Origin of the sequence: Streptomyces sp. NPDC007205, assembly GCF_040634095.1 — a bacterium.
Classification (GTDB): Bacteria; Actinomycetota; Actinomycetes; order Streptomycetales; family Streptomycetaceae; genus Streptomyces.
This window is the reverse complement of sequence record NZ_JBEYEW010000001.1, coordinates 643,032-660,862: the sequence shown is the minus strand read 5'-3', so window position 1 is coordinate 660,862 and position 17,831 is coordinate 643,032. Positions and strand designations below refer to the sequence as shown.

Here is a 17,831-nt window from a genome sequence, read left to right as displayed (position 1 = left end):
GCCCAGGGACCGGCGCGGGATCGGCCCGCTGGTCCCTGGGCGTGGCGCGTCATCCGGGAAGCTCGACAGCGAGGTCGTCCACCACGGCCTCCAGGCGGCCTTGGTACTGTTCCGCGACACGCCGCTGGCGGGCGGAGCCGGTCCCGTTGAGCTGGACATCGCTCAGCCAGTCGCCGACGCACTGGTCGTCGCCGTACCGGCTGAGGTGGGGCTCGACCCGTTTCCACAGCTCCTCGACCAGCCGGCCGACAGGTGTGGCGGCGCAGTCGCGGGTGTGGGTGGCGGGCAGGGTGCCGGTCGGACCGTACCGGGCGGCCTGCCAGCATGCCGCCCGCACCAGCAGGTCGGGGGCCTCCGGCGCGTATTCGCCGGCGCGTACCGCCTCGACGGCGTGCCCGACGAGGCCGCGGACGAGCAGCGCGTACGCGGTGGTGATCCCGGCGTCGGGCATCACGTCCGCTATGCGTACCTCGATGGTGGGAAGATGCGCCGAGGGCCGGACGTGCCAGTAGATCATGCCCGGGTCCATCGCCGCTCCGGTGGCCACGAGTTGGTCGACGACCCGTGCGTAGTGGGCCGCGCCCCGCAGGTAGGGGGGCGGACCCGCAGCGGGCCACCGGCTCCAGATCATGGAGCGCCAGCTCGCGTATCCGGTGTCCGATCCGCCGCTGTACGGGGAGTTGGCGGTGAGGGCCAGCAGCAGGGGCATCCAGCCGCGTAGGTGGTTGACCGCCTCCACGGCTTCTTCCCGGTCGGTCACGCCGACGTGCACATGGCAGGCGTTGACGCCCTGCTCCTGGACCAGGGGCCCGAAGCGGCGGGCGAGGGCGAGATAGCGCGGCTGGTCGAGGAGGGGTGGTGGCCCGGTGCGGCCGAGGACCGCCGTGCCGCTGGGCACCAGCAGGCAGTCGTACTCGGCGGCCGCGACGGCCGCACCCGCGCGTAATCGCAGGATCTCCGCCTCCAGTTCGGCGGCCGTACGGCACACCGCGCTGACGGTCTCCACCTGGGACTGCGAGAGTTCTGGGGTGGCGTGCGGCGCGCCGAGGTGCGTACGGGCGGCACGCACGACGGACAGGGACCTGTACACAGCCGACCTGCTGTGCCGGTCGGCCAGGACGAACTCCTCCTCCACACCGACCGTAGGCGGTGCGGTCGCCTCCGGCGGGAACACTGGCCCGCCGGCGGTAACAGGGGTCACGGCATCAAGCGGCTCTGGCACGTCCATCCCCTTCGGGAGACACGGGACACCGGCATCACTCGTCGCGGGCAGTGCGCCCGAGCTCGACAACGGGTGCGGGAACCGTCATGCTGCGCCTTCGGGCGAGGCCGCTGCAAGCGGTTGCCAAGCCACCCTCAGGGCACGCACCCGGCGCGTTCGGCGGGAGGTGCTGCACGACGAAGCAGGCGGCGAGAGGCGAAGCCGTCGGCCATCCGTCACATCAGTCCGTGCCACGAGCGCCGAGCAGGCCGGTGACCTGTGAGTGGACGGCTTGCCAGGCGGAGGCCGGCAGGTGACCGAGGGCGGTCTCGCTCAGCGCGCGCAAGGTGTCCTCGGCGTCGGTGTCACACGTGACGCTGCCGCTGAGCACGTCATGACCGTCACGGACGGCGACCCGCAGGCGGTGGCCACCGTCGTCGGCGTGGACGGCCGAGGCGACGACGAGGGGTGGCGGTCCGCCTGTCTCCCCGGCCAGTTTGCGGTACGCGGAGACGATCGGTGCACGCCAGCGCAGGCTGACGAGGACGGGACGCTTGGCCACCAGCTCGGCCATGTCCGTCTCCTGGACGCCGTCGGATTCCAGCACTGTCGCCCGGGCATCCAGGACGAGCGCCGCGGGCAGCAGACAGCGCAGCGTACTGCCGACGAGGTTGCCGCCGACCGTCGCCGTCCGCCGCACGGCCCCGGTGCCCACCATGGCGGCGGCCAGGCGGAGTACGTCCGGTACCCGGTCGTCGATCCGGTGCAGGACCACGGCGCCGCCCACCGTCTCCCGCCCCAGTACGTTGGCCTGCGGCAACTCCCGCAGAGACATGGCCAGTTCGGGGAATCCGTCCCGCTGCCAGGTGGCCCAGACAAGGGTCGCCCCGCCGATCGGCACGGCACCCTCGGCCAGGCACTCCTGGGCTTCGGACACGGATGTGGGCAGCCTCAACAGCACAGCAGCCGACCTGCCTTCCGGAGAACTCGGACCCATATCGGTGGGTGATGTTCTGGCCAACCACCCACCGCCAAGGCAGTCTTCTCGACCGGGCGGGGGCGCGTACAGGGCTCACACGAGCACGGCGTGCGCCGCACGGACCGCACCGCCCGGTGGCCGAGCTCGCCGGGCGCCTCCCCGAGCCGGACGTCAGGGCGCGCGGATCGTCTCGTGTCAGCGGATGCGGCGGAGGGCGTCGGGCGTGAGGTCGGCCAGGGTGGGGTAGCCGTCGACGGCCATGAGGAGGTCGGCCTCCGCAAGCAGGGAGCGCAGGACGTGGACGATGCCGTCGCTGCCGTCCAGGGCCAGGCCGTAGGCGTAGGGCCGGCCGATGCCGACGGCGGTCGCGCCCAGGGCCAGGGCCTTGACGATGTCGGCGCCGGAGCGGATGCCGGAGTCGAACAGGACCGGCAGGTCACCGGCGGCCTCGACGACGCCGGGCAGGCAGTGCAGCGCGGGCAGTCCGCCGTTGGCCTGGCGTCCGCCGTGGTTGGAGCAGTAGATGCCGTCCACGCCGGCGTCCTTGGCGCGGCGGGCGTCGTCGGGGTGGCAGATGCCCTTGAGGATCAGCGGCAGGTCGGTCATCGACCGCAGCCAGGGCAGGTCGTCCCAGGTGAGCGGGTTGCCGAAGGTCTGCGCCCAGCGCATCACCGCGGCTGCCGGGTCGTCCTCGGGGGACTGGGCGAGCCGGGAGCGGAAGACCGGGTCGCTGGTGTAGTTGGCCAGGCAGTGTCCGCGCAGCTGAGGGAAATTGCTGACGGCGAGGTCGCGGGGGCGCCAGCCGGTGATCCAGGTGTCCAGGGTGACCACGATGCCCTTGAATCCGGCCTTCTCGGCACGGTGGACGAGGCTCTCGGCCATTTCCCGGTCGGTGGGGGTGTACAGCTGGAAGAGGCCCGGGGTGTCGCCGAACTCGGCGGCCACCTGCTCCATCGGGTCGACGGTCAGGGTGGAGGCGATCATCGGCACGCCGGTTCGGGCGGCGGCGCGTGCGGCGGCGAGGTCGCCGTGGCCGTCCTGGGCGCACAGCCCGATAACGCCGATCGGAGCCAGGAACAGCGGCGCGGGCAGGCGCATGCCGAACAGGTCGACCGACAGGTCCCGTTCCTTCGCGCCGACCAGCATGCGCGGGACGAGACCCCACTCCTCGAAGGCGGTGACATTGGCCCGCTGGGTGTACTCGTCCCCGGCGCCGCCCGCGACGTAGGAGCGCACCGACGGTGGCATCGCGGCCAGGGCGGGCGGCTCCAGCTCCGCGTAGGTCATCGGCAGCCTCGGTGCCACGCCGTGCAGCCCGGCGAGGTAGATCTCGTTCTGGTAGTCGGCGAACGCCATGTTCCGCTCCTCCTCCGGGCCGCCCCGCGCGGGCCTGCCCCTTCAAGAATGCGAGACTGGCCATGGAGGGCGGGTAGATCGCAGGATTCTCGCCGCGGGACACGACATCCCCCGACGTCTGGGCCGAGCCGACGATCTGACAGGGAGGCGGTCTGGTGGCGCTGCCACCGTCGCCTCATCGCGGACTTCGCGGTCCTCGCCCGCGGTGTACCGGCCGACCACCTCATGCACAACGGCCGCATCAGCGCGCACACCGTGACGCCCGGCGTGCGTGTGCGCGAGGACGGGCTTGTCGTCTACGACGGCGCCTCGTAGCCCGCTCCGGCGTCGCGTCCCGGCCAGGGGTGCGGCGCGCCCGGACCGACGGGGGCTGACATTCACGGTGCGGACACCGCTATGTGCGCCATCATGGCGGGCCGGAGATGCCGGCCATGTGGAGTCCGGCCAGGTAGACGGTCGTGGTCGCGGCCTTTTTCGCAGCAGGTGGCGATGCCCCGCCACCGCTTCAGGCAGTTGACGAACCGGCCCCCCTGAAGATGCCGTGCTTGGCCCTCCGCCGGCCCAGTGGGCGTTTCCCGGTGGGGCGGTCGGGAAAACTGCAGTGCCATGGGTGACTCAGCGGACAAACCGGCACATGCGCCGAACGACGTCTGCCCGCCGTGGGTGCTGCGGGCCTACGCCGTCCTCGCCGACGGCGAACGCGGCGCCGTGGTGGACCCGGAGGGCCGGATCGTGTGGCTGTGTGCTCCCCGCTGGCACAGTGACGCGGTGTTCTCCGCCCTGATCGGCGGCGGGGGGTACTTCGGCGTCGAACCGGAGGACCACTGGCACGTATCGGGTGGCTACTACGAGGACGGCACGCTGATCCGGGTCAACCGGTGGGTGACCGCCGACTCCGTGATCGAGTGCCGCGACGCGCTGGCGATGCCGGCCTCCGTGGACCGTCTTGTGCTGCTGCGCCGGATGCGCGTCGAAGAGGGTGAGGCACGCCTGCGGCTGACCCTCGATGCGCGTCCGGGGTTCGGCGCGGGCGGGATGCGCGGCCTTCGCCTTGAGGGCGATGTGTGGACCGCGCACGCCGACGGTCTGCGGCTGCGGCTCCACGGAGCGCAGCGGGCCGCGTGGGACACCGAGTCCGTCCTGCGCGGTGAGTTCCGCCTGCGCAAGGGCGAGCAGCACGACCTGGTCCTGGAGTTGTCGGAGAAGGAGAGCACCGCCCGGCTGGATCCGGAGCGGCTGTGGGCGCGGACGGAGGAGGCGTGGCGGCGGGCCGTGCCCGACTGCTCCGGCCTGGCCGCACCGCGTGACGCCCGGCACGCCTACGCCGTCCTGCGCGGCCTGACGAGTTCGTCCGGCGGTATGGTCGCGGCCGTCACCACCTCGTTGCCGGAGCGCGCGAACACCGGCCGCAGCTACGACTACCGCTTCGCCTGGCTGCGCGACCAGAGCTACGCCGGCCTCGCGGTCGCCGCACACGGGCCGCACGAGCTGCTCGACACCGCGGTGCGTTTCACCGCCGAACGCGTTCTCGCCGACGGTGAGGGCCTGCACCCGGCGTACACCGTCGACGGCGGCCCCGTACCGGAGGAGAGAGGGCTTCCGCTTCCCGGCTACCCGGGAGGCCAGGACCGGATCGGGAACCGTGCGGGCGATCAGTTCCAGCTCGACGCGTTCGGAGAGGCGCTCCAGCTGTTCGCCGCCGCCGCTCACCACGACCGGCTCACGCCCGAGGCCGAGCAGGCGGCCACGGTCGCGGCCCGGGCGGTGGAACGCAACTGGCGGCGGCCCGACGCGGGGCTGTGGGAACTGGACGAACGGTGGTGGACCCAGTCCCGGCTGAGTGTGGTCTGCGGTCTGCGACGCGTGGCCGACGTGCTGCCGGGGCGGACGGGACAGCGGTGCGCCGACCTCGCCGAGGCCGTCTTCGCCGAGACCCGGCACCGCTGCCTGCGCGAAGACGGCCGGTGGCGGCGGGCCGCCGACGACGACGGACCGGAGGCCGCTCTTCTGACGCCTCTGGCCCGTGGCTTCCCTCCCGCCGACGACCCGAGCAACGCGATCACCCGTCGCTTCATCGAGGAGCAGCTGGCCGATGACGGGTACCTCTATCGCTTCGTTCACCAGGGAATCGCGCTGGGTGAGGCCGAAGGGGCCTTCCTGCTGTGCGGGTTCACCATGGCGCTGGCCACCGACCACCTCGGTGACCGCGCCGGCGCGCTGCGCTGGTTCGAACGAACCCGGGCGGCCTGCGGGCCGTCGGGGCTGTTCGCGGAGGAGTACGACGTACGCCAGCGCCAGCTGCGCGGCAACCTGCCCCAGGCCTTCGTCCACGCCCTCCTGCTGGAGTGCGCGGTCCGCCTCAACGACGCCGCGACGCTTCCGCTCTGAGGCTCGGCGCTTCCGCTCGGCGCCATGCCCCTGCCGGGCCGGGCCTCCCGCACGGCCGGAAGCCATGATTAGCTTGCCCGGCCATCACACCACCACCCGGCCCGGGTTCAGGAGGACTCCGCACATGAGCAGCGGCTACACGTACGAGTACAAGGTCGTCACCTTCCGGGAGTCGCTGATCGGCGACGCGCTGGACAGCGACAAGCTGGAGAAGGTCCTGAACAAGCACGCCGAGGACGGCTGGGGTCTCAAGGCCATCACCTCCGCCGACGTCAAGGGCCGCATAGGGCCCGGAGCCGTGGAGGGACTGCTGCTGACCTTCGAGCGTCCGCGCGGGTAACGCTCGGCACAGGACCGGGTGGTCGGCCCGGAGACACACCCGGGTCCATGTGAGACCGTGGTGTGAGAAAACCCGCCTGCGGATGCGGTCGACACCATGGGTCTGAGGGATCTGGACAACAAGCACCAGGACGATCCGTTCGGCATCACCTCTGCCGCCGTCGCCCTCGTGGACGGACACGGCCTGATCCGCTACTGGAATCAGCGGGCGGAGGACCTCCTCGGGTATCCGGCGTCCAGCGTGCTGGGGCGGCCGGCGACCTCCGTGCTGATGGCCGAGGACTCGCCGACGTCCGCGCTGTCCGCGGCGCAGCGGGTCGGCGAGGGCTGGGAGGGCCTGATCACCGCCCGTCACCGTGCGGGCCACCCGGTCGAGCTGGCCCTGCGGGCGTGTCCGCTGAGCGCGGAGCAGGGCTCCGCCTGGCTCGCCGTGGCCTGTGAGGTCTCCGACTCGCGGCGGTGGGAGCTCGATCAGGCAGTGGTGCGCGGCCTGCTGGAGGAGTCGCCGATCGGCATCGCCGTCCTCGACAGTGAGCTGCACTTCCAGTGGGTGAACCAGGCCCTGGTCGCCATGGAGGGCATGCCGGCCCAGTCCGGGGCCGACCGCATCTCCGCGCCCCCTGGACCGGGACAGGTGCCGTCCGGACCGGGACAGGTGCCGTCGGCCGTGGACTGGCAGGCGCGCCAGGCGCTGCTGTCGGGCCGGGTGACGCCCGCTGTCGAGCATGTGCCGCCCCCGCACGGCAGGTCCCGCCGGAACGCGCAGGGTCACCTCAGGCTCCGCTCGTCGTTCCCGCTGCGGGACGTCGGCGGCCGGACGCTCGGGGTGTGTCACACCGCCGTCGACTTCACCGCCCAGGACCGGGCACGTGAGCGGCTCGCCCTGGTCAACGAGGCGGCACAGCGTATCGGCACCACCCTGGACCTCGACCGCACCGTGCAGGAACTGGCCGAGGTCCTCGTACCGCAGCTCGCCGAATTCGTGGCGATCGACCTCTTCCAGGGCGTCCTCGCGGCCAGGGACCTCACCCCTGGACCGGTCGCCGGCGGCACGCTCCAGCGGGCGGTGCACCGGTCGATCCGCGAGGAGGTCCCGGAGGCGATCGTTCCCATCGGGGAGACGGCCGGGTACCCGGCCGTCTCCCCGCAACGACGGTGCCTGACCACGGGCCGGCCGATCCTCGATCCGGTCCTGGAACCGACGACATGGTGGCTGGCCGGTGATCCGGAACGCCTGGCCAAGATCGTCTCCCTCGGTGTGCACACGCACCTCGTGGTGCCGCTCCGGGCCCGGGGCGTGACCATGGGAGTGGTCACGCTGCTGCGCTGGGAGAACCCCAACCCGTTCGACGAGGACGACCTGCTGCTCGTGGAGGAGCTGGTGGCACGGGCCGCGGTGTGCGTGGACAACGCCCGGCGCTTCGTCCGTGAGCACCACGCGGCCCTCGCCCTCCAGACCAGTCTCCTGCCGCCCGATCTGCCCGATCACTGTGCCGTCGAGGTCGCCTACCGCTATCTGCCGACCGATGCCGAGGCCGGCGTGGGCGGCGACTGGTTCGATGTCATCCCGCTGTCCGGCGCCCGCGTCGCCCTGGTCGTCGGGGACGTCGTCGGCCACGGCATCCACGCGGCGGCCAGCATGGGCCGGCTGCGTGCGGCCGTACAGACCCTCGCCGACCTGGACCTGCCCCCCGACGAGCTGCTCGCCCGCCTCGACGACCTTGTCGTGCGCCTGGCGGACGAGGCGGAGGCCGCCACGGACGGACCGGTGGTCATCGGCGCGACCTGCGTCTACGCGGTCTACGACCCGATCTCGCGGAAACTCAGCGTGGCGCGGGCCGGGCACCCCACGCCCGCCATCGCCCACCTCAGCGAACCGGTCGAACTCCCCGACATCCCCGCCGGTCCCCCGCTGGGACTGGGCGGTCTGCCCTTCGAGTCGGCCGAGATCGAACTGGAGGAGGGCAGCGTCGTCGCCCTCTACACCGACGGGCTGATCGAGGCCTCGGACCGCGATGTCGATGTCGGCTTCGAGCGACTCTGCTTCGCCCTGGCCCACCCCGACCGGCCGCTGGAGGAGATCTGCGACACGATGGTCCGCATCCTGCTGCCGGACCATCCACACGACGACGTCGCCTTCCTCATCGCCCGGACGCGCGCCCTCGCCCCCGACCGCGTGGCCTCCTGGGAGGTGCCCGCCGATCCCCGTGCGGTGCACGAGGCTCGCGACAACGCCGCCTGTAAGTTGGCCGCCTGGGGTCTGGAGGACATCGCCTTCACCACCGAGCTGATCGTGAGCGAACTCGTCACCAACGCCATCACGCACGCCGGCGGACCGATCAGTCTGCGTCTGATCCACGAACGGGCTCTCATCTGCGAGGTGTCCGACGCCAGCAACACCTCCCCGCACCTGCGCCGTGCCCGCAGCACGGACGAGGGAGGGCGCGGCCTCTTCCTGGTCGCGCAGGTCGCCCAGCGCTGGGGCACCCGGTACACCGCCGCGGGCAAGACCATCTGGGCGGAGCAGCAGCTGCCGAGCGGCGTTTCCCGGCGACTTCCCTGAGCCGGCACTCCGCTGCCGTCCACTCCGGTGCGGAATTCCCGCAGATTTCCGGCCCGCGCATGATGACACCGTCCGCTTCGGGGAACCCGCAGGGACAGGAGCCATTCATCAACAGGAGGCGCGTCATGATCGCCCTCGGTATCATCCTGCTCGTCGTCGGTTTCGTCACAGGTCTGTCCATCCTGTGGACCATCGGGATCATCCTCGTGGTCATCGGCGCGATCTTCTGGATCCTCGGCTCGATGGGGCACGCGGTCGCCGGCCGACGGCACTACTGGTAGGCATCCAGCCCCTGCCCGGCTGCCGGGGCGAAACCTCCCAGGGCTCGCGTCAGCCCGCCGGTCCACGCAGGCGCGTGCCGGCCCCGGTGGCCACCGATCACGGGAGGCTCGCGTGAGGCTGTTGCCAGACACCGCGGCCCCGCCCGCGACGTTCGCGCTGAACCTCGCGGCGGGGCCGTCCGCAGCCTGACGCCGCCGGCAGGGACCGGCGTACGTACGATCACTCCCGACCGGAGGGAGAGCCGGGGTCTTCGGACCAGGTGCGGGCGCGGGCGGTGTGGTCACGGTCGTTGCAGGCGTCCTGCCCCGGGTCACCGATCCACGGTGCGGCAATGCCGACGAGTCCGAGTGCCTGCTTGCAGAGGTTGTCGGCGTTCAACGGCCGGCCGGCGACGTTGATGCGGCCGTGGTTGGGGTGGCTGCCGTCTTCGTCGGCGTGGGCCGGGGTGGCGAGGGAGAAACCGGCCACGGTGAGCGCGGCAAGCGCAGTGATCTTCTTCATAGCCTGGTCAACGACCTCGGACAGCCCCATGTCACGCCGGTGCTTCTCGTTCCATCGGGTGATCCCGTACGGTTCCGCCCGCGGCATCGCCGTTGGGTAGTTCCTCCGGGCGCCAGGTCTCGTCAGGTCGTCGACCCCAGTCTGTCCAGTTCGCCGCTGATCGTCTCCCGCAGCACGTCATGCTGCGGACCGAGCCGGAACTGCTCGTCTCGCCACCGGTCAGGCGGATACAGCCACACCGGCTTGCCCACCAACTCGTGCGGCTCCCACTCGAACCGCGGCCATACGTGCGCGTGCAGGAACGGGTCCGTGTTGCCCAGGATCTCCAGGTTGACCCGGCGGAAGGCGGAGTCCAGGTGCCGGCAGGCCCGCTCGACCGCCTCTCCGAGCCGGTCCATGTCGGACAGAAACGCCAGCCGCTTGGCCCTCGGCAGGTCGGACAGCCGTTGAACTCCCGGTTCGTCCACGAGGAGGACCGAGTAACCCGGCAGGAACTGTACGTCGCCGATCGCCGCGAACCCCGACTCGAGCCGCCGCAGCACCGTCGGGTTCTCGCCCCGCAGCGCGGCCCCGATCCGATCCGACCGCCAGTCATCATCCATGATCACAACCTAGTCGAGGCGCGCCTCCGTCGTCAGCAGGTGCGCGGGCGCTTGAGCTCGTGGACGTAGCGGGCCCATTGATCGGCGGCCAGCCCCCCACCTGCCCGGGCGCAGGCGAGGTCGCGGGCGTGGGTGCGTGCGTTGTTGAGCTTTTCCAGGCTGTTCAGGTTGACGATGCCGTCCGCGGAGGCGGTCAGGAGCGTCTTGTTGTCGGTGCTGATCGCCACGGACGTGACCGAGTCGGTGTGGCCGCCGCCGACCACGCCGAGGTCGTAGGGGTGGACGCGATCGGTGACGTCCCAGAGGATCGCTGTCTGGTCGGCGCTGCCGGATACCAGGGTGTGGCCGTCAGGGCCGAAGTCCAGTCCGAGGACCCAGCTGTTGTGCTGGATGAGCGGCGGGCCGAAGTGCTGGGCGTTGGCCGGGTCCGTGATGTCCCACAGGATGATGCTGGAGTCCAGGCTGCCGGTGGCCAGGGTGTGTCCGTCGGGACTGAAGGCCACGGAGGACACCCAGTTGGTGTGGCCGGCGAGTGGCTTGCCCAGGGGATGCGGCCGGGCCAGGTCGTCGATGTTCCACAGTCTGGCCGTACCGTCCCAGCTGCCGGTGGCCAGGGTGTGTCCGTCGGGGCTGAAGGCGACCGCGTCCACACCTGCGCGGTGCCCCCTGATCGGCTGGCCGATGGGCCGGGGACGGGAGGGGTCCGATGTGTCCCAGAGCGTGATCGCGGCATCCCCGCCCACGGTGGCGAGGGTATGGCCGACGGGGCTGAAGGCCAGCCCGTCGACTCCGCCGTTGTTGGCGGTGAACTGTGTGATCTTGCGGAGGTGGTGGACGTCAGCGGCGTCCCAGAGGATCACGGTGTGGTCCAGGCTGCCGCTGGCCAGGATGTGTCCGTCGGGACTGAAGGCCATCCCGAACACACTGCCTGTGTGGTGCACGCTCTTGCGTGTGACTCCGCGGGGATGCTTCGGGTCCGCCAGGTCCCACAGCGTCACCTTGCCGTCCACTCCGCCCGTGGCCGCCGCGTGGCCGTCCGAGCGCAGCGCCATCGACTGCACAGCACCGATGCCTCCGATACGGGCGGTGAGCGGAACGCTTCCGTTGTCGCTCTTTCCCTGCCAGAGGATCACCGTGTTGTCGGCGCTCCCGGTGGCGAGCAGGTCGCCGTGCGGGGCGAACGCCACTGCGCCGGTCCAGTTGGACGCCCCGGTGATGGAACTGTTGACCATGCGGGGAGCGGTGGGCCGCGAGGTGTTCCACACGGTCGTGTAATGGTCGGCCAGAGCCACGTCGATCTCATGCCGGAACACTTCCAGTGCCTTCACCGGGGCGTCTCCGACCGACATCTGGCTCACCCAGGTGGGGCGGTCCGGATCACCGGTGTTCCAGAGGTTGGCCTTTCCGTCTCCGCCGCCGGTGACGAGCGTACGACCGTCGGGGGTGAAGCCGAGAGCGGTCACCCCGTCGGGGTGGCTGATCGGGTTCTTGAGCCGCCGGGGGTGAGCGCGATCGGTGACGTCCCACAGCACCGCGGTGCCGTTGAGGCCGCCGGCCACGAGCAGGTGCCCGTCGGGTCTGAACGCCAGGGCCGACACGTCCGTGTCACCGACTGTCAGGGGCTGTCCGAGCCGGTGGGTTTGTCCGGGGTCGCTGGTGTCCCACAGCCAGACCTTGCCGTCCGGCGCGCCGGCCGCCAGCGTGTGTCCGTCCGGTGTGAAGGCCAGCGTGTGGACGTTGGCCGGGCCGGTCAACGGCTCGCCGAGACGGCGTGGTCGTCCCGGGTTGCTCACATCCCACATCTGTACGGTGAGCCCGGCTCGGTCGCTGCCGCCGGCCGCGAGGACACTCCCGTCCGGGCTGAACGCCACGGTGAACACGCCGTAGCTGGGGCCCTGCAGCCGGCTGAGCTTGTGGGGGCGTTGCGGGGAGCTGGTGTCCCACAGGATGACGGTGCCGTCCTGGCTTGCGGTGGCCAGGGTCCGCCCGCCGGGCGCGAACGCGGCACCGGCCACCGCGCCGCTGTGGCCCGAGAGGGTGCTGGCGTAGGGCGTGAACAGGCTGCTGAGGAGGTTCGCGGTGGTCGCGGGGGTGTGGTCCAGGCGGTCGGCGGCGATGCCGAGTTGCAGGGCCAGCCTGGGGTTGTTGGCCCGGGCGGAGTCCGCGTCGCGCACCAGCGCCTCGGCGATCGCCGAGCGCTGCTGTCGCTGCGCTTCGTTGCGGCCCTGCACGGCGAAGCCGGTCGCGATCAGTGATGCCACCAGCAACAGGATCAGTGTGACGGCTGTTCCCGTCCGTATGCGGCGGCGCCGCCGGTCGGCTCGTACGCTGGCGGCGAAGAACTCGGTTGCCAGCTCGCCGAGTTGGCCGTCGTGGCCGCCGTGCCGGCTGGTGTCGCCGAACTGGTCGCGGACGAGTTCCAGTTGGCTGCCCCGGTAGAGACCGCTCGGGTCGCGTCCGTCCCTCTCCCAGGATTCGGCCGCGTCGAGCAGCTTCTGCTGGACCAGCAGGCCCGCGCGGCTGGTGTCGATCCAGCCGCGCAGCCGGTCCCAGGCGCGCAGCAGCGCCTCGTGGGAGATCTGGGCGCTGTCGCCGTCGACGGTGATCAGGCGGGCGCCGGCCAGTGCGTCACGGGCGGCGGCGATGGCGGCGGCTTCGTCCGGCGGGCGTTGGGCCAGCAAGTCGGTGAGATCGAGCCGTCGACGGGTGTCCTCGGTGCTCTCGCTGATCCGGACCATGCGGAGCAGCATCAGCTTGGCGGCCCGCCGAGCCTCCGGGGTCAGGCTGTCGTAGGTGCGGTCGGCCTGTTGGGTGATCGCGTCCCAGATGCCGCCGGTCGCGCCGTACCCGGCGAGCGTCAGGGTGCGGCCCTCGCGGCGGCCCCAGGTCAGCCAGAGCGCGTAGGCCAGCAGCGGGAGGGCGCCGCCGGCGAACTCGCGGTCGGCGCGCAGATCGCGCAACAGCGTGTTGGCCAGGCCGTTCTCGAGCTGGAGACCGGCCACTTCGGCGGGTTTCTCGATTGCCTCGCGCAGTTGTTCCGGCGTCATGGGCTCGACCGGGAACTGACGGTGCTTGAGCACGTCGGCCAGCTCGGGGTGCGCCAGACAGGAGGCGTAGAAGTCCGCGCGGATTCCGAGCACGACCAGGGCGGGTGCGCCGGCGGCGGCCTCGTCGCCCGTCGCGGCCGAGCAGATCGCGCTGATGAAGTCCCGCTGCTCCTGCTCGTCCTGGCACGCGGTGAACACTTCCTCGAACTGGTCAACCACGAGCAGCAGTCGGCCGCCCGGTACGTCCTGGCCGCCGCTCCACCGGCGCAGGGCGCGGCGCATCAGGCCGGCCGAGCGGGTCGGGTCCGCGCGCAGCTCGGCGATCAGCTCGGCCTTCGTGCGTCCGGTCGGGCGGGCCAGCTGACCGGCCAGGCTGTCCAGCGGGTGTTCGCCGGGGGCGAGGATGAGCTGCGGCCAGGTACCGGCGCCGGGCAGCGGGAGTTCGCCGCGCTTGACGGCGGGCAGCAGGCCCGCGCGCAGCAGCGAGGACTTCCCCGCCCCGGACAGCCCCACCAGGGCGACCGGTCCGTCGTCCTGCGACCAGTCGGCGAGCTTCGTGAGCAACTCGGAGGTGACCTGGGCCCGGCCGAAGAAGAACCTGGCGTCGTCGGCGGTGAACGGATCGAGGCCCGGATACGGGCAGACCTGTTCGTCGGACTGCTCGTGCGGCGCAGGGGTGGCCGCCTGCCCGTGCTGAGGTGCGGCGGCCGGGTTGGCCGCCAGCACCAGGTCTCCGGCCCGGCCGCTGAGGTGCCGCTCCGGTGCGGGCAGGTGCCGGAGCGGCAGGACGCGGCGCAGATGCCGGTAGGCGCCCTCGATGGTGAGTCCCGGCGGGCCGCCCGGGTCACCCTCGCGCAGAAAGCGCAGCAGCTCTCCGGTGAACGCCGTGTACGGCTCGTCCGGCAGCGCCAGTGCCTGTTCGTCCCGCGAGGCGGAAGCCAGCACATAGCTGCCGCTGAGCGAGGCCAGCGCGAACGCGTCGGTCGCTGCCGTACCGAAGGATCCGTGTGCGCGTCCGGCGAAGCAGCAGTCCAGCACCACGATGATGGAGCGCGCCCGGCAGTTGCTGAACGCGTCGCGGACCGCCTGATACGGCAGCGCCTTGAACGCCAGCCCCTCGGCCAGGTCGTCCGTCGCGGCCGTGGCCAGATAGAGCTCGTTGCCCGGGCTGACCAGTCCGTGGCCGACGTAGTAGAGCAGGAGGACGTCCTCGGCCTGCTTGGCGGCCGTGACGACGGCGTTGCCGAACTCGATCGGGTCCTTCGGATCGAGGAGCGGCGGGAGAAGGTTCTCCGGCCGCAGCCCGCAGGTGTCGACCAGGGTGCGGCCGAGATCACGGATGGTGGCTGACACCGCGGGCACGTCGGGGAGTTGAGAGCCGGGGAGGTGACGTCCGGTGCCGATGAGCAGGGCGCGCGATCCGGGCGAGCCGAGCCCGGTCGCCAGGGACGCGCCGGGCGGCTCAGCCTGCGTCATCGGTTTCCCGATCGCCGGCGGGGTCGAGGGAACGGGAGAGTTCGGCAGTGATCCGCTGCACCTCCGCCGCGTCCAGGCCGAGGACGTTGGTGGCGCTGAACTCCGCCGCTGTCCCGTCCGGCCGGACCACCTTGACCGAGACGTTTCCGGTACGCCGGCGCAGCCAGGAGATCAGTACGCTCGCGGTGGCCGTCGCCACGCCACCGGGGCCGAGCGCGACCGTCAGGGCCGCCACCAGCGAGCCCAGGGCACCGGGTGCCGGCGGAGGCAGCTCCAGCCTTACCCTGCCGCGCAGTTCCTCCTCGGCCACCAGCCAGTCACGCAGCGACCGAAGCTCGTCGGCGGCCCGGTCACCGGCGACCTCGACCACTAACCGCTCGTCCACGCAGTCCTCCCGTCAGTCCTGCTCCCTTATGTGGTCATCCTGGCAGAGGGACCGGTTGTCAGTGGAGCGATTGGTGTGACTTGACGCGGACCTGCACCGTCGACTGCCCTACCGGACGCGTGGTTTGTCCAGTTGGAACCCCCGAGTTCGTGTGCCGTCGGGTTCGGTCGGTAGCGTGCGGGTCCTGGTGTCAGCGGCGCCGGGCGATGGTCCTCCTGGTAGGCGGGGTCGAAGACGCGGCCGCCGAGGAAGACGTTGTCCAGGACCACCGGCCCGCCGGGGCGCAGCCGGCGCACGATCTCCCTGTAGCACGCCGGGTAGCTGCCCTTGTCGGCGTCGATGAACGCGATGTCGACGACCGGCTCGTCGCCGAGCGCACGCAGTGTCTCGAGCGCGGGCGAGATGCGCAGGTCGATCCGGTCGGCGACGCCCGCTCGCTCCCTGTACGGCCGGCCGATCGCGGCCCATTCCTCGCTCACGTCGCGACGGCGGCCGGCTGTGGCGGGTGATCACGTCCTGTACCCGGCCCAGCGGCTCGGCGTCGACCGCGGTGGTGGCCTTGTGCCCCATGTGCGAGACCAGCTGCGTGAGGTAGCGCGCGGAGCGTGCGGTGGCGACATCGGCGTGGCGAGAGGGATCGGACTCCTTGGGGTCTCTCCGGGGTACGGCGTGGAAGCGCTCGTCTCGGCCGGCGACGCGTGCGGACTCGACGCCGACGGGGCGAAGGCCGGGGAGAGACTCCCCCCGTGCGAGGGCGACAGCGGCTCTACCCGATCGGCCGGTAAGTCCTCCGGCCGACGCGGCGCACCCGCCGTCTAGGATCCGTGCCCGTGGCAGAGGTCCCCGATGAGTTGATCAAGCTGGAACGATCCGCCGAGGTAGAGCGCGCGAAGCTGGCGGGCCTGACCGGTGACGAGTACGACGCCCAGTTGCGCCGCTGGCGCGAGGCGTCCGAGGCGGTACAGGCGGCCCTCACCGCGCACGCCGCGGCCACCGGGGCCAGCCGGTTCGAGGTGGAGCAGGCCGTGAAGAAGGCGGTGCGGTGTGCCCAGGAGGACCCGGCGGTCGAGTAGCCGACGGAGTGTTCCCCGGCGGACTCGGGCGGCCGGTGCGCGCGCATTCGGCCATACTGGCCCAGAGTGGCACCCCTCCATGCGACAAGGAGCACGGTATGCCGACGGATCCGGTAGGACGATTCCTGGCAGCCCTCGCCCCGGATCACCGGGAGGCGATCGGCGCCAAGCCACGCCAGGAGCAGGAAAGGCTCGCGGCGGCCTGGGAACGGGAACTGGAAGCGGATGACGAGCTCGACACGCTCGACGAACTGTCCCCGCCGGCGGCCGAGGCCGAGGCGGCCCGCCGCGTCCTGGACCGCGGAGCCGGCTAGCGCGCGCATGGTTGTCACGACAACTCTGGCCGAGGCGACGTTGACGGGCTACCGGACGGCAGCGGCCGGTGGGCGTTCCCGCAGTGCGCCGTACGCGACGAAGTACGCAGGGAGCCGGCGAAGCCACCGCGACCCGGCGAGCAGGCGTGCCACCCTCCGGGCCCGGTCCGCGCTCCCGAGGGGCGGCCGGCCCTGCAGGACCGGAGCGATGAAGCGGGCGTGGGCCATCCGCTGGAGCGTCTGGGTGGCGACCGTGGTGGGACGGCGGCGGCGCTGCACCCGGTGTACGTCGCGCAGGCCCACGGTTCCCCGGCGCAGCGGTTCGGTGAGACAGCGGGCGGCGGCCACGGCGTCCTGCACCGCGAGGTTGATGCCGATGCCGAAGACCGGGGACATCGCGTGCGCCGCATCGCCGATGCACAGCAGGCCGGGGCGGTGCCAGCGGCGCAGCCGGTCCAGGCGCACGTCGAGCAGTTTGACCTCGTCCCATGAGCGCACGGCGTGCACACGGTCGGCCATCCAGGGAGCAGCGGCGGCGAAGTCGGCCAGGAAACGGTCGAGACCGGCGGCGCGGCGCTGGGCGTCCGTCCCCTTGGGGATGAGCCCGGCGCACTGCCAGTAGTCGCCGCGGTCGATCATCGCGGTCAGGAAGCGGTCACCGGCGGCGCCGACGAGTCCTTGCGGGTCGCTTTCCTTGCGCGGCAGCCGGAACCACCAGGCGTCCATCGGGCAGGCGAAGCCATGCAGTCCCAGTTCCGGGCGGGTGCGGGCCAGTGATCCCCGGCCGTCGCAGGCGACGGTGAGGACGGCGCGCAGCTCGCCGGTGCGGCCGTCGGGGGTGCGGTAGCGCACTCCGGTCACCCGCCCGGATTCGATCAGGAAGTCGGTCGCCTCGGTGTTCATGCGCAGATGGAAGGACGGCTCGCGCCGGGCCTCGTCCGCGAGCAGGTCCAGCAGGTCCCACTGGGGCACCATCGCCACGTAGTTGTAGGGACCGCGCAGCACCGTGAGGTCCGCGACCGTGACCGCCGAGCGGCCGGCCCCGACCGGCAGTTGGACGGTTCGTACGCGGCGCTGCGGCAGCCGGGCGAAGCGCTCGGCCAGGCCCAGGTCGTCCAGCAGCGCCAGCGTGGAGGGGTGGACGGTGTCGCCGCGGAAGTCGCGCAGGAAGTCGCCGTGCTTCTCCAGGACCGTCACCTCGACGCCGGCCCGGGCCAGCAGCAGGGCGAGCACCATGCCCGCGGGTCCGCCGCCCACCACACAGCAGCCAGTCTGTTCCCTCTGTTCCCTCTGTTCGCTCTGTTCCATGGCAGTGCTGCCCTTCA

The 17,831-nt window shown here is 71.8% G+C and carries 14 protein-coding genes and 2 pseudogenes; 7 read left to right on the top strand and 9 right to left on the bottom strand.

The window, feature by feature from the left end:
- Nucleotides 1-49 precede the first annotated feature (49 nt).
- From ABZ624_RS02955 to ABZ624_RS02945, 3 genes are all read right to left on the bottom strand, one after another.
- The gene (locus ABZ624_RS02955; protein ID WP_360081868.1) at nt 50-1,201 is read right to left on the bottom strand and encodes a glutamate--cysteine ligase; all 1,152 of its coding nucleotides are present in this window, start codon (nt 1,199-1,201) and stop codon (nt 50-52) included.
- 241 nt (nt 1,202-1,442) lie between these two features.
- Nucleotides 1,443-2,162: an FAD binding domain-containing protein gene (locus ABZ624_RS02950; RefSeq protein ID WP_360081866.1), complete on the bottom strand. Its 720-nt coding sequence runs from the start codon at nt 2,160-2,162 to the stop codon at nt 1,443-1,445.
- 213 nt (nt 2,163-2,375) lie between these two features.
- A complete protein-coding gene (locus ABZ624_RS02945; RefSeq protein ID WP_360081864.1) occupies nt 2,376-3,536 on the bottom strand; it encodes a lactate 2-monooxygenase in 1,161 nt (386 codons plus the stop codon).
- Nucleotides 3,537-3,680: 144 nt separating this feature from the next.
- Here ABZ624_RS02945 and ABZ624_RS02940 point away from each other — a divergent pair.
- The 5 genes and pseudogenes from ABZ624_RS02940 to ABZ624_RS02920 all read left to right on the top strand — a co-directional run.
- Nucleotides 3,681-3,851 (top strand): annotated as a pseudogene (locus ABZ624_RS02940) (DNA repair protein); the annotation flags it as partial.
- A 291-nt stretch (nt 3,852-4,142) separates the two neighbouring features.
- On the top strand, nt 4,143-5,924 hold the full coding sequence (locus ABZ624_RS02935) for a glycoside hydrolase family 15 protein (RefSeq protein WP_360081862.1): 1,782 nt from the start codon (nt 4,143-4,145) through the stop codon (nt 5,922-5,924).
- A gap of 124 nt (nt 5,925-6,048) precedes the next feature.
- Nucleotides 6,049-6,264 (top strand): DUF4177 domain-containing protein, encoded by a 216-nt coding sequence (locus ABZ624_RS02930; protein WP_031168938.1) that lies wholly within the window; start codon nt 6,049-6,051, stop codon nt 6,262-6,264.
- 96 nt (nt 6,265-6,360) lie between these two features.
- Nucleotides 6,361-8,826, top strand: a complete 2,466-nt coding sequence (locus ABZ624_RS02925) for a SpoIIE family protein phosphatase (RefSeq protein WP_360081860.1) — start codon at nt 6,361-6,363, stop codon at nt 8,824-8,826.
- A gap of 125 nt (nt 8,827-8,951) precedes the next feature.
- Nucleotides 8,952-9,107: a DUF6131 family protein gene (locus ABZ624_RS02920; protein ID WP_360081858.1), complete on the top strand. Its 156-nt coding sequence runs from the start codon at nt 8,952-8,954 to the stop codon at nt 9,105-9,107.
- Nucleotides 9,108-9,327: 220 nt separating this feature from the next.
- Here ABZ624_RS02920 and ABZ624_RS02915 read toward each other — a convergent pair whose 3' ends face one another.
- From ABZ624_RS02915 to ABZ624_RS02895, 5 genes and pseudogenes are all read right to left on the bottom strand, one after another.
- A complete protein-coding gene (locus ABZ624_RS02915; RefSeq protein WP_360081856.1) occupies nt 9,328-9,609 on the bottom strand; it encodes a hypothetical protein in 282 nt (93 codons plus the stop codon).
- Between the two features lie 122 nt (nt 9,610-9,731).
- On the bottom strand, nt 9,732-10,211 hold the full coding sequence (locus tag ABZ624_RS02910; protein WP_360081854.1) for a diadenosine tetraphosphate hydrolase: 480 nt from the start codon (nt 10,209-10,211) through the stop codon (nt 9,732-9,734).
- A 32-nt stretch (nt 10,212-10,243) separates the two neighbouring features.
- Nucleotides 10,244-14,734 carry a caspase family protein gene (locus ABZ624_RS02905; protein WP_360081852.1) on the bottom strand — a complete coding sequence of 1,497 codons (4,491 nt, stop codon included), beginning with the start codon at nt 14,732-14,734 and terminating at the stop codon, nt 10,244-10,246.
- Nucleotides 14,721-15,119: a hypothetical protein gene (locus ABZ624_RS02900; RefSeq protein WP_360081850.1), complete on the bottom strand. Its 399-nt coding sequence runs from the start codon at nt 15,117-15,119 to the stop codon at nt 14,721-14,723. The genes ABZ624_RS02905 and ABZ624_RS02900 overlap by 14 nt, the downstream gene beginning before the upstream one ends.
- 221 nt (nt 15,120-15,340) lie before the next feature.
- Nucleotides 15,341-15,601 (bottom strand): annotated as a pseudogene (locus ABZ624_RS02895) (class I SAM-dependent methyltransferase); the annotation flags it as partial.
- A 348-nt stretch (nt 15,602-15,949) separates the two neighbouring features.
- Between ABZ624_RS02895 and ABZ624_RS02890 the strand changes: the two are divergent.
- Together ABZ624_RS02890 and ABZ624_RS02885 are read left to right on the top strand one after the other, a co-directional pair.
- Nucleotides 15,950-16,192 carry a hypothetical protein gene (locus ABZ624_RS02890; RefSeq protein WP_360081848.1) on the top strand — a complete coding sequence of 81 codons (243 nt, stop codon included), beginning with the start codon at nt 15,950-15,952 and terminating at the stop codon, nt 16,190-16,192.
- Between the two features lie 98 nt (nt 16,193-16,290).
- Nucleotides 16,291-16,506 carry a hypothetical protein gene (locus ABZ624_RS02885; RefSeq protein WP_360081846.1) on the top strand — a complete coding sequence of 72 codons (216 nt, stop codon included), beginning with the start codon at nt 16,291-16,293 and terminating at the stop codon, nt 16,504-16,506.
- 48 nt (nt 16,507-16,554) lie between these two features.
- On the opposite strand, the gene ABZ624_RS02880 is transcribed toward ABZ624_RS02885, so the two are convergent.
- The gene (locus ABZ624_RS02880) at nt 16,555-17,814 is read right to left on the bottom strand and encodes an FAD-dependent oxidoreductase (RefSeq protein WP_360081844.1); all 1,260 of its coding nucleotides are present in this window, start codon (nt 17,812-17,814) and stop codon (nt 16,555-16,557) included.
- Between the last annotated feature and the right edge of the window lie 17 nt (nt 17,815-17,831).

Bases quoted from the DNA above. Each gene is read 5' to 3' on its own strand.
- ABZ624_RS02945 (WP_360081864.1), bottom strand. From the start codon at position 3,536: ATGGCGTTCGCCGACTACCAGAACGAGATCTACCTCGCCGGGCTGCAC.
- ABZ624_RS02935 (WP_360081862.1), top strand. From the start codon at position 4,143: ATGGGTGACTCAGCGGACAAACCGGCACATGCGCCGAACGACGTCTGC.
- ABZ624_RS02930 (WP_031168938.1), top strand. From the start codon at position 6,049: ATGAGCAGCGGCTACACGTACGAGTACAAGGTCGTCACCTTCCGGGAG.
- ABZ624_RS02925 (WP_360081860.1), top strand. From the start codon at position 6,361: ATGGGTCTGAGGGATCTGGACAACAAGCACCAGGACGATCCGTTCGGC.
- ABZ624_RS02920 (WP_360081858.1), top strand. From the start codon at position 8,952: ATGATCGCCCTCGGTATCATCCTGCTCGTCGTCGGTTTCGTCACAGGT.
- ABZ624_RS02915 (WP_360081856.1), bottom strand. From the start codon at position 9,609: ATGAAGAAGATCACTGCGCTTGCCGCGCTCACCGTGGCCGGTTTCTCC.
- ABZ624_RS02910 (WP_360081854.1), bottom strand. From the start codon at position 10,211: ATGGATGATGACTGGCGGTCGGATCGGATCGGGGCCGCGCTGCGGGGC.
- ABZ624_RS02905 (WP_360081852.1), bottom strand. From the start codon at position 14,734: ATGACGCAGGCTGAGCCGCCCGGCGCGTCCCTGGCGACCGGGCTCGGC.
- ABZ624_RS02885 (WP_360081846.1), top strand. From the start codon at position 16,291: ATGCCGACGGATCCGGTAGGACGATTCCTGGCAGCCCTCGCCCCGGAT.
- ABZ624_RS02880 (WP_360081844.1), bottom strand. From the start codon at position 17,814: ATGGAACAGAGCGAACAGAGGGAACAGAGGGAACAGACTGGCTGCTGT.